The sequence below is a fragment of the Yersinia antarctica genome, assembly GCF_056636475.1.
In genome coordinates this window covers 1-11,359 of sequence record NZ_JBSJQF010000003.1, presented here as the reverse complement: position 1 = coordinate 11,359, position 11,359 = coordinate 1, and the positions used below count along the sequence as shown (strand labels likewise).

Here is an 11,359-nt window from a genome sequence, read left to right as displayed (position 1 = left end):
TAACCTATATGCGATAGAGTAAATGCAATAACCTAAATGAGATAATGCGGTGGAAAAATGTTCATCAGAGCTTATTTGAGGGCATCGACGGAAGATCAGTTCGCCGATCGGGCAAAAGAGATGCTGGAGCAGTTCGTTCAGGAACGAGGGCATAAAATCGCTAGCTATTACCGGGAGAATATCAGCGGGACAAAACTTGACCGCCCGGAGCTGGGACGCTTGCTGATGGACAGCCACCGTAATGATATTTTGCTGGTCGAGCAGATAGACCGTCTGACCCGCCTGAGCAACAGCGACTGGATGACGCTGAAAAAGCAGATAGAACAACATGAGCTGCGAATTGTCAGCTTGGATGTCCCCACCTCATGGCAGGCGTTGTCAGATAAAGATCCTTCGCAGGTTGATCCAATCACCCGTGCCGTGATAACCGCCATCAATAACATGCTTATCGACCTGATGGCCGCGATGTCGCATAAGGACTGGCTGAGTCGTCGCCAGCGGCAAAAACAGGGAATTGACCGAGCCCACACGCTTGGTAAATACCGTGGGAAGCAGGCCGATCATGAACGGCATCAGAAAGTTCTGTACTACCGACAGGTTAAGAAACTGAGTATCAGTGAAACTGCAGATGCTACGGGGTACAGTGTTTCACAGGTTTGTCGTATACAATCAATTTATAAAAAATATGATAAACAGCAGCCTTAAAATAGAATGTCGCTTTAAAATGAAATTGATTTCAATTATAACGCACTAGATTATATAAGGGATTTGTATGAGATTACAGAAAATAAGCATATCAAACTGGCGACAGTTCGGAAATGTTGATATTGACATTCATGACAAGATGACAATAATAACTGGAGCTAATGGGTCTGGTAAATCAACAATTCTGAGGATATTAGCCAAGCACTTTCAATGGGACTATAAGTTTTTGGCAGTACCTTATTATGATGAATCTCAAGAGAGATTATTATTCAAAAATTGCGAAGAAAACACACCCTTAAATAAGGGAAATTATAAAATAGGATTTATTCAATATTCAGATGGAGTGATGGCAAATTTATTGATAGAAAATGAGCTATCGAAGGTTGATTATGACGTATTAATTGAAAACAAAAACAACAAAATAAAAGGGTTGTTTATACACTCGCATAGAGTTGCAAATAGTTATAAACAAGTTGACAAAATACCCACAAAAATCATCGACGCAAATGAATCATATAAAAAACACTTGGCGGCATATAAGAGGCATATCGAGGATACGTCTTTTAATGCAAGCCCAACAGTAGAAATGAAAGAATCTTTAATATCTATGGCTGCTTTAGGCATTGGCAACGAATATGTGAAAAAAAGCACAAGGTCAGAAAAAACATTTCTTTCATTTATAGATGTATTGAGAATTGTATTGCCTGTAGACATTGGTTTTGAAAATATAAGAATTGAAATTCCCGATGTTGTGCTTGAAACAAAGTCAGGAGATTTTATATTGGATTCCACATCTGGTGGGATTATGTCAATAATTGATATCGCATGGCAAATTCTCTTATTTTCTCAAGAAAATGAATCATTTACCGTGATAATTGATGAACCTGAAAACCACCTTCATCCAGCCATGCAGCGTACTTTGCTGAATAATCTATCCGAAGCGTTTCCGAAAATTCAATTCATTGTTGTTACTCATAGTCCATTTATGGTTTCTTCAATGAAAGAGTCTAATGTATATGCCTTAAAGTATGAACATATATCAACTCCAGAAACAGGCCCCAAAAAAGTAATATCATTTAAATTAGATTTACAGCAAAAAGCAGCAACAGCAAATAAAATACTTAGAGATGTATTAGGTGTATCTATTACCATGCCGCAATGGGCTGATGATGAGTTGCAGCGGATCTGCGCAAAGTTTACGAGAGAAAATATAACAACTGAAACTCTAAAAAATCTCAGAAGTGAATTAGAGTCTTCTGGGCTGTCAGAGTTTTATCCAGAGGCTATTGATAATGTCATGGGGAGGAAATACTATGATTAAATTGACTAAATTTCCTGAACCTAAAGTCCTTATTAAAAATAGCAAGCAATGGACTGACTTGCACTTGATGAGTATATCTAAGGGGATAGAGTCAACTCACTATTTAAAATCAAAATATAATCATAAAGAAATTAAAGAACAACTGATTAAAGAGACGTCAGGAAAATGTGCTTATTGTGAAAGTAAACTACGACATATACATCATGGAGATATTGAGCATATTTATCCAAAATCGCTCGACGAATCTAAAAGATTTGAATGGGAAAATTTAACGCTATCCTGTGAGATTTGCAATCAAAATAAATCCGACATAGACCCATTTGCTGAAAATATTCAAGATCCATATTCCGGAGATCCAGAGAATGAATTGATTTTTACCGGCCCCATTGCCTTTGGAATCACCATGAAAGGTGATTCCACACAAAGAATACTAAAACTAAATAGAAGTGCGTTGATTGAACGCAGAACTGAACGACTTGAAAAATTACAATTAATACTTCAAAAAGTATGTGACCCTCAGATACCTCAATCTGTTCGCAAAGTTATTTATGACGACTTTATGAGCAATGAGGTAGATAACACGAATGAATACACATCTATGGCTAAAAGCCTGCTAAAACAGGTTCTTGATGTAACAACAAAAAAGCTCCATGAATGTTGCTAAATAGCACATAATTTAACCTATAAATGTATCATTTCGGGGCATAAAGATATGAGAGCCTGCTCAAGTTAAGGCTCTTCTTTTCTATGGTGGCCAAAAATAAACCTTAACGTACAATAATTTCCGTTTCCCAAACGGAGCCCTGTACTGCCGCCAGGTGAAAAAGCTGAGTATCCGTGAAACAGCCGATGCTACGGGCTACAGTCCCTCTCAAATATGTCGAATTCAGGCACTGCACCGAGAAAGTCAATCAGAAGTGGGGTGAGTGATCTATACGAGAGATATGATTTTTCTGGCTTTCTCAAAGTGGTCCAGTTTCATTTCCATGATCCACCATTGGGCTACTTCCATGAGTAATTCCGGGTCATCATTCTTGTTGGCAAAGAAAGCATAAAATGACACGCCAACATCATCCCCTTTCGCCGCAATCTTAGCTTCACATACTTTCACAATCTTCGCTCGGATACTGGGTCTCATTACCTTTCCCTGATGGTTGCAGATGGCACATGCTATCACACACAGGTGAATGGGTAGGAGAGGTTAAAAATTAGTCTTAACGTACAATAATTTTCGATATCCAAACTGACCCCAGAAACGGTTAGGTTGATTTTTTTAGCACGGATCGAAACTGCTAAATTTATACAAACCGCCAATTCCCAAACGAAATGCAACAAAGTGACCCACCGGTCAGGTACGGATAAAATAGCCGTATTGACCCTGTCGGAGACCCTGTTGCATGAAGGGAAAACATTTGACTCAGCATGAGCGCTTTTACATCGAAAAACGAAAAGCTGAAGGCGTTAATCAGTCCTGCATTGCCAGAGAACTGGATGTCTCTCGCTCTACCCTGAGCCGGGAGCTCAGACGTAATACGGACCCCGCCTTCAACGGACTTTACTCCTCCAGACGCGCTGATGCCTTAGCCAGACAACGGCGGGGCGCCACCTCGGCACACAATGCCTGTTTCCCTCTGGGCCAGCAGACACAAGACTTTCTCCGGCAGGCGCTGGCTGTACATACCTCCCCTGAGGTTATCTGTGGGAGACTGAAAATCCAGTTTGATATCGCCGTCAGCAAAAATACCCTCTACCGCTATATCCGTTCGGACAGACAGGCTGGCGGTAAGCTTTACCTTCAGCTCCCTCACCGGGGTAAACGCTATCGCTATGATACGGGTGAGCCCGGACGCACGCCCATCCCGGACAGGGTTGGCATTGAGCACAGGCCTGCTGAGGCTGAACTCAAACAGGTTCCCGGGCATGTTGAAATCGATACGATTTTTGGCAAAGACCAGAAGTCATTCCTGCTGACGGTCGTGGACAAAGCCACAAAGCAGGTCATTATCCGTAAACTCCCCAATAAGTGCGCTGAGAGCGTCGTGGAAGCGTTCAGGGACATCGTGGCGAATACTTTCTGTGAGTTTAAAACCCTGACGGCAGATAACGGACCCGAGTTTGCGAAACATAAGGACATCACTCAGGTAACGGGCGCAAAGGTTTACTTTGCCCGGCCTTATCATTCCTGGGAGCGGGGGTTGAATGAGCATACCAACGGTCTGATACGGCGGTTTTATCCGAAAGGAACCGATTTTAATGGCGTCAGCGATGAAGATATTGCGAGACTGGAGCACATCCTCAACACTCGGGGGCGCAAATCTCTGGAATACAGCTCACCGAATGAGGTATTTTTAGAGTATCTACTCGCTGCATAACGCATGATGGTTTGTTGCGTTTCGTTCGGGAATGGGGCCTTCAGCTTTTCGTTTTTCGATGTAAAAGCGCTCATGCTGAGTCAAATGTTTTCCCTTCATGCAACAGGGTCTCCGACAGGGTCAATACGGCTATTTTATCCGTACCTGACCGGTGGGTCACTTTGTTGCATTTCGTTTGGGAATTGGCGAACCCACTCTCTTTTCTCGCAAGTTACACAGCAATAAGCCTCTGATAGCTTCTCTACCCCTCACTGACGATAAGCTTGTTTCAGCTCTGATTACTCTTCTCCAGCGAGTTAAACACCCTAGCCTTCTGACTACCGAACACAGAGTAGAGCATTGCGGGAATGATTAATCCGACTACCCATGAAATATCCGTACCCAACCAATTATAGATTGGCCCGGTATATAATGTGGTCGAAATAAATGGGATTTGGATCAACACACCCAGAAAATAAATACTGATGCCGAAAAAATTCCAGCGCCCGTAACATCCATTCGGGTCCATGAGTGAAGCATTATCATAGTGCCCCTTTGAGACAAAATAGAAGCTAGCTATATTAATGGCCGCCCAAGGGGTGAAAAAAGTCAATAAGAAGAGTAGAAATGCTCTAAATGCTCTCAAGAAATCATCTTTAGCCAAGAAAGCCAGGCAGGTAGATACACCAACAATAAAAATGACAACAGCCAGTCGCTGATATTTATTGTGTTTAATATTTCCCTTGAAACCACTGATAATCGTGGTAAGGCACATTAAGCTGCCATAGGCGTTCAAGGTGGAAATCGTCACCTTGCCAAAAGCAATACTGAAATAGAGGAGCGCAGCCATTAATCCATTGGCTCCCAGACTGACAATATAACCAACTTCATTACCAGAAAACTGGCTACCGGCAAGCGCTGCCGCAAATACCCCTAATACCATAGATATTTGTGAACCAATCACGGAACCGGACCAGATAGAAAAGAAAATTTTTGCTGATGGGGTTTTACTGGGCAAGTAGCGTGAATAGTCAGACGCATAGGGAGAAAATGAAATTTGCCATGAGGCAGAGAGTGAAACGGCAATTAAGAATTTATCCCAATAAAAAAAACGATTTTCGAACAGCAAAGAGATGTCATTTACCGTCAGCAAGCGAATAAAAAGATAGGTAAAAGCGAGTATGCCCAGCACCGTAGCAACCCGGCCTAAACGGTGAATAAAGCGATAACCTATCATTGCAGAGATAATTATGATTATGGCAAAGGTCAGGATACCCGTGGCACTGCTGACATGAGCCAACTGTGAGATCGCTTGGCCAGCCAGGATCAGCCCGGTGGTATTGAAACCCATATAGAGTGTACAAACCAATACAATGGGGATCGACGCACCGAGCACACCAAATTGTGCCCGGCTGGTGACCATTTGCGGTAAACCAAGCTTTGGCCCCTGCATACCGTGTAGAGCCATAATGGCCCCACCGATTAACTGGCCAATCATTAAGCCTATAATTGACCAAAAGACGTCTCCACCCAGAACAACGGCAAGCGCCCCCGTAACAATGGCCGTAATTTGCAGGTTAGCACCAAACCACAGGGTGAATTGGCTGAATGGTTTGCCATGTCTCTCATTTTCTGGAATAAAGTCAATGACCCGAGCTTCGATCAATGGTGGTATTTTTGGCGTAGTCATCACGATCCTCACTAATTTCAAGGGGATTAAAAACAGGATGCTTATATATATTATCTATACTCTAAATCATTCGAGTTGCATGACAAAAACGCAACGCGTTTTTGAACAGTGCGTGCGCTGGCCCCTAGGGTGAGTATCATTAATGAGACTCATAATCCCCAGGAGCTTACTCAAGTCAGTGGCTGGGTTGAGTGAGGAAAGCCAACGCAAATGCAACTTGAAATATGACGAGTATATCGTTATTTTTATTAATCGGCAGATATCTTATTGTCGTAATGCATTTCCCAGAGCATCAAGAAACTGATTATTATCCTCATAGCTTCCAACCGAAACGCGCATGAATTGACGATATCCCTCCTCAGCCCAAGGCTTGATAATAACCCCCTGCTGTAATAGTGATGTATTAACCCTATCCACAGCGAGTGGGCTGGGGAAAAAAATAAAGTTAGCTACCGAGGGAATTGGCTGCAGCCCTAAATCTTGCCGCAAGACTTTATCCATCCGCTGCCGTTCGGTGCGAATATGTTCAATACTGGCAATCAGGTGTTCACTGTCTGCCAGTGCAGCAACGGCTGCCGCCTGTGCACAGCGGTTGACATTGAAGGGTGTCCGTAGACGATCAATCGATTCAGCCAAAGCCGAGTCGCTGGCGATCCCGTAACCGATGCGTAGTCCGGCTAAAGCATAGGCTTTGGAAAACGTTCTTAAAACCACATAATGACATTTGCTTTTTTGCAGCATTTCCAGACAGTCTGGATAGTCGGTTTCACCGTTCGCATATTCGAAATAAGCTTCGTCAAATACCAGCAAAGTATGTGGTGGTAAGTTATCAATAACATATTGCAGCTCATCACCATTAAGCGCCGAACCGACGGGGTTTGACGGCGATGAAAACATGAGTAGACGTGTACGTGGTGTCATCGCTGCCATAAGAGCATGAACATCAATACGCATGTCCTGACCCATGGGAACGCCTATGACTTCAGCACCTGCTGCTTGTGGATAGATAATATGCAAACCGAATGATGGGAGCACCGTGACTACCTGATCGCCGTGATCGAGAAATACCCGGCAAATAATACTGAGCAAATCTTCAGATCCATTGCCAAAAACCAGTTTTTTTTCATCAATAACCAGTTTTTGTGCCAGTGCTTTACGCAACAGGCTACAAGACGGGTCCGGATAAAGGGCACTCTGGTGGGCTGCCGCAGCCAATGCGGCTAATGCTTTAGGTGAAACCCCCAATGGATTTTCATTGCTGCCAAGCTTGGCAACCCGTAAAACGCCATATCGCTCCTGGACGCTTTCAATCGACAATCCCGCATTATATCTGCCAAGAGCTTGTACTTGAGACCGCGCGAAGGTGTTTGATTTATACATATAACAAGGTCCTTTTCATTAATCGGATACGGATAATGGCAACACGACAAAGTTGATACTGCTTCGGCTTCAATAGTTTGAGTCAGAGAACGCGATAACCGATGAGTTAACTTGATAGTTTATGATTATCGTTTGTTAACATATACCCGTATATACAGGAGGTGACAACTTTAGGTCTCTATGGGTTTTCCTTTACTCAGAAAAGAAAAATTAAAATAAAAAATCATATTAATTATACGGTTAAGATCATTCGCTTTTATGAAAAACTCCCCTAATAGTTTTTTAACATGAATTACTTAGAAAAATCAGCATGAGATCGGTATGATTCTGAGTTGCGAGTCACATTTAATTTACATTTATTTCACATTAATCATCGAGCCCGACTCTACTGAAGGTTCGTAATCAGTACGTCATCCGCCAATTCCCAAACGAAATGCAACAAAGTGACCCACCGGTCAGGTACGGATAAAATAGCCGTATTGACCCTGTCGGAGACCCTGTTGCATGAAGGGAAAACATTTGACTCAGCATGAGCGCTTTTACATCGAAAAACGAAAAGCTGAAGCGCCAATTCCCAAACGAAATGCAACAAAGTGACCCACCGGTCAGGTACGGATAAAATAGCCGTATTGACCCTGTCGGAGACCCTGTTGCATGAAGGGAAAACATTTGACTCAGCATGAGCGCTTTTACATCGAAAAACGAAAAGCTGAAGGCGTTAATCAGTCCTGCATTGCCAGAGAGCTCGGCGTCTCTCGCTCTACCCTGAGCCGGGAGCTCAGACGTAATACGGACCCCGCCTTCAACGGACTTTACTCCTCCAGACGCGCTGATGCCTTAGCCAGACAACGGCGGGGCGCCACCTCGGCACACAATGCCTGTTTCCCTCTGGGCCAGCAGACACAAGACTTTCTCCGGCAGGCGCTGGCTGTACATACCTCCCCTGAGGTTATCTCTGGGAGACTGAAAATCCAGTTTGATATCGCCGTCAGCAAAAATACCCTCTACCGCTATATCCGTTCGGACAGACAGGCTGGCGGTAAGCTTTACCTTCAGCTCCCTCACCGGGGTAAACGCTATCGCTATGATACTGGTGAGCCCGGACGCACGCCCATCCCGGACAGGGTTGGCATTGAGCACAGGCCTGCTGAGGCTGAACTCAAACAGGTTCCCGGGCATGTTGAAATCGATACGATTTTTGGCAAAGACCAGAAGTCATTCCTGCTGACGGTCGTGGACAAAGCCACAAAGCAGGTCATTATCCGTAAACTCCCCAATAAGTGCGCTGAGAGCGTCGTGGAAGCGTTCAGGGACATCGTGGCGAATACTTTCTGCGAGTTTAAAACCCTGACGGCAGATAACGGACCCGAGTTTGCGAAACATAAGGACATCACTCAGGTAACGGGCGCAAAGGTTTACTTTGCCCGGCCTTATCATTCCTGGGAGCGGGGGTTGAATGAGCATACCAACGGTCTGATACGGCGGTTTTACCCGAAAGGAACCGATTTTAATGGCGTCAGCGATGAAGATATTGCGAGACTGGAGCACATCCTCAACACTCGGGGGCGCAAATCTCTGGAATACAGCTCACCGAATGAGGTATTTTTAGAGTATCTACTCGCTGCATAACGCATGATGGTTTGTTGCGTTTCGTTCGGGAATGGGGCGAAGACCTGATTGTTTTGCAGCTAACTATTGGTTGATTGCAGATAATCCCATTTATCTATTTGCAGGTAAGTGTGCATAAAAGATATAGCATCAGTGTTGATGGGGGTTTTCTGCATGTTCCGTTGAGATAATCACGATAGGTGCGGTTAAAAAACAAGCCATTCCAACCGATGGACGAAGAACGGCCTCCGCAGGGAAACGGATTAGTAAAAAGAGGGTGGTTAGTGAGGCGGGGCAGTGCCTGGCTGCTCCATATTTACCAGCTCAAGCTGGTAAAGCTGAGTCCAGACCATTTTTTCAAACTGCTGAGGGCCCCATTCCCGAACGAAACGCAACAAACCATCATGCGTTATGCAGCGAGTAGATACTCTAAAAATACCTCATTCGGTGAGCTGTATTCCAGAGATTTGCGCCCCCGAGTGTTGAGGATGTGCTCCAGTCTCGCAATATCTTCATCGCTGACGCCATTAAAATCGGTTCCTTTCGGATAAAACCGCCGTATCAGACCGTTGGTATGCTCATTCAACCCCCGCTCCCAGGAATGATAAGGCCGGGCAAAGTAAACCTTTGCGCCCGTTACCTGAGTGATGTCCTTATGTTTCGCAAACTCGGGTCCGTTATCTGCCGTCAGGGTTTTAAACTCGCAGAAAGTATTCGCCACGATGTCCCTGAACGCTTCCACGACGCTCTCAGCGCACTTATTGGGGAGTTTACGGATAATGACCTGCTTTGTGGCTTTGTCCACGACCGTCAGCAGGAATGACTTCTGGTCTTTGCCAAAAATCGTATCGATTTCAACATGCCCGGGAACCTGTTTGAGTTCAGCCTCAGCAGGCCTGTGCTCAATGCCAACCCTGTCCGGGATGGGCGTGCGTCCGGGCTCACCCGTATCATAGCGATAGCGTTTACCCCGGTGAGGGAGCTGAAGGTAAAGCTTACCGCCAGCCTGTCTGTCCGAACGGATATAGCGGTAGAGGGTATTTTTGCTGACGGCGATATCAAACTGGATTTTCAGTCTCCCACAGATAACCTCAGGGGAGGTATGTACAGCCAGCGCCTGCCGGAGAAAGTCTTGTGTCTGCTGGCCCAGAGGGACACAGGCATTGTGTGCCGAGGTGGCGCCCCGCCGTTGTCTGGCTAAGGCATCAGCGCGTCTGGAGGAGTAAAGTCCGTTGAAAGCGGGGTCCGTATTACGCCTGAGCTCCCGGCTCAGGGTAGAGCGAGAGACATCCAGTTCTCTGGCAATGCAGGACTGATTAACGCCTTCAGCTTTTCGTTTTTCGATGTAAAAGCGCTCATGCTGAGTCAAATGTTTTCCCTTCATGCAACAGGGTCTCCGACAGGGTCAATACGGCTATTTTATCCGTACCTGACCGGTGGGTCACTTTGTTGCATTTCGTTTGGGAATTGGCGAGGGGTTAGGTGGTGTATATCACCATTCATATCGCGGAAAATACGCTCGGCCACCTGACGCTTTCGCTCATCGAACGGTAATTCGGCCAGCTTACGCCGTTGTTTGCCCTCAATAGCGCGTGTACGGCGGCTAAGTATCGTCTGATGGCGGCAACGTTCATACCAGCGCTTACGGGCTTCTTTTACTGTCATAGCCTCGCCGGGTTGTAGAATGCCGTCCTCAATAGCGCGGAGGCGTTCCTCCTGCTCGGCACGTAGCTTGTCCATATCCACACCGGTAAGACGCCAGCCTTCTTCTGTAATGATTATATGCTTAGGAAAACGGCACCCGTTCACATAATCCCACTCAGTTTCAGGCGCAAGGACTATACCAAACCTCGCCAGTTCGTCTATCAGACGTGACACCCTGGATACCGTTACAGCGGTTTCCGGAATGATGTGGCCATCTTCTTCCCGTGGGCTGAGTTCTTCAGCCAGCTTAGTGATGTTGATAGTGACAATACCGGTAGCAAGATCGGCTTTGTTGACGAAAAGCACAAACAACGCATCGAGCAAACGTCGGCGTACTTCACGGAAAGCTCTTTTTCTGTCCGCGACAGGTCGCAAAAAAGTGAAGATTGGATCGGCAGAAACACGACGACGAATAACCCAGGCACCAGAAGTTTTGTCCTGGCTCATAAGGTTACGTAAGGCTCGACCATGCTGTTTACTGAGGGGCTTATAATGCGCCGGACGCACGTAGAGCGGTAACGGACATTTACAGGCTGTAGAATGTTCGCCACGGTGACGTTTATCGGGGTTTTCTTGGGAAGATTTAGTCTGGTTACCCAC

Annotated in this window: 10 protein-coding genes and 1 pseudogene; 6 read left to right on the top strand and 5 right to left on the bottom strand. The window is 45.4% G+C overall.

Features of this window, described 5'->3' with window-relative positions:
- The first annotated feature begins 57 nt into the window (after positions 1-57).
- The 4 genes and pseudogenes from ACWJJO_RS23080 to ACWJJO_RS23065 form a co-directional block, all read left to right on the top strand.
- The gene (locus tag ACWJJO_RS23080) at positions 58-705 is read left to right on the top strand and encodes a recombinase family protein (RefSeq protein ID WP_481091647.1); all 648 of its coding nucleotides are present in this window, start codon (positions 58-60) and stop codon (positions 703-705) included.
- A 67-nt stretch (positions 706-772) separates the two neighbouring features.
- Positions 773-2,026, top strand: coding sequence for an AAA family ATPase (locus ACWJJO_RS23075; protein WP_481091646.1), 1,254 nt, complete (start codon positions 773-775; stop codon positions 2,024-2,026).
- Positions 2,019-2,690 carry an HNH endonuclease gene (locus tag ACWJJO_RS23070; RefSeq protein WP_481091645.1) on the top strand — a complete coding sequence of 224 codons (672 nt, stop codon included), beginning with the start codon at positions 2,019-2,021 and terminating at the stop codon, positions 2,688-2,690. The genes ACWJJO_RS23075 and ACWJJO_RS23070 overlap by 8 nt, the downstream gene beginning before the upstream one ends.
- Before the next feature lie 139 nt (positions 2,691-2,829).
- A pseudogene (locus ACWJJO_RS23065) lies at positions 2,830-2,952 on the top strand (recombinase family protein); the annotation flags it as partial.
- 5 nt (positions 2,953-2,957) lie between these two features.
- Here the strand turns inward: ACWJJO_RS23065 and ACWJJO_RS23060 are convergent.
- The gene (locus tag ACWJJO_RS23060; protein ID WP_025901656.1) at positions 2,958-3,164 is read right to left on the bottom strand and encodes a DUF6500 family protein; all 207 of its coding nucleotides are present in this window, start codon (positions 3,162-3,164) and stop codon (positions 2,958-2,960) included.
- 259 nt (positions 3,165-3,423) lie between these two features.
- On the opposite strand from ACWJJO_RS23060, the gene ACWJJO_RS23055 reads away from it, so the two are divergent.
- Positions 3,424-4,398 (top strand): IS30 family transposase, encoded by a 975-nt coding sequence (locus tag ACWJJO_RS23055; RefSeq protein WP_481090514.1) that lies wholly within the window; start codon positions 3,424-3,426, stop codon positions 4,396-4,398.
- Between the two features lie 268 nt (positions 4,399-4,666).
- Here the strand turns inward: ACWJJO_RS23055 and ACWJJO_RS23050 are convergent, their stop codons facing one another.
- Together ACWJJO_RS23050 and hisC are read right to left on the bottom strand one after the other, a co-directional pair.
- A complete protein-coding gene (locus ACWJJO_RS23050; protein ID WP_481091644.1) occupies positions 4,667-6,067 on the bottom strand; it encodes a purine-cytosine permease family protein in 1,401 nt (466 codons plus the stop codon).
- 264 nt (positions 6,068-6,331) lie between these two features.
- Positions 6,332-7,447, bottom strand: a complete 1,116-nt coding sequence (gene hisC / locus ACWJJO_RS23045) for a histidinol-phosphate transaminase (protein WP_481091643.1) — start codon at positions 7,445-7,447, stop codon at positions 6,332-6,334.
- Positions 7,448-8,101: 654 nt separating this feature from the next.
- Between hisC and ACWJJO_RS23040 the strand changes: the two genes are divergently transcribed.
- Positions 8,102-9,076 (top strand): IS30 family transposase, encoded by a 975-nt coding sequence (locus ACWJJO_RS23040; RefSeq protein WP_481090518.1) that lies wholly within the window; start codon positions 8,102-8,104, stop codon positions 9,074-9,076.
- A 388-nt stretch (positions 9,077-9,464) separates the two neighbouring features.
- Here ACWJJO_RS23040 and ACWJJO_RS23035 read toward each other — a convergent pair whose 3' ends face one another.
- On the bottom strand, positions 9,465-10,439 hold the full coding sequence (locus ACWJJO_RS23035; protein WP_481090564.1) for an IS30 family transposase: 975 nt from the start codon (positions 10,437-10,439) through the stop codon (positions 9,465-9,467).
- Positions 10,440-10,474: 35 nt separating this feature from the next.
- The gene (gene repA, locus ACWJJO_RS23030) at positions 10,475-11,359 is read right to left on the bottom strand and encodes a plasmid replication initiator RepA (protein ID WP_481091642.1); all 885 of its coding nucleotides are present in this window, start codon (positions 11,357-11,359) and stop codon (positions 10,475-10,477) included.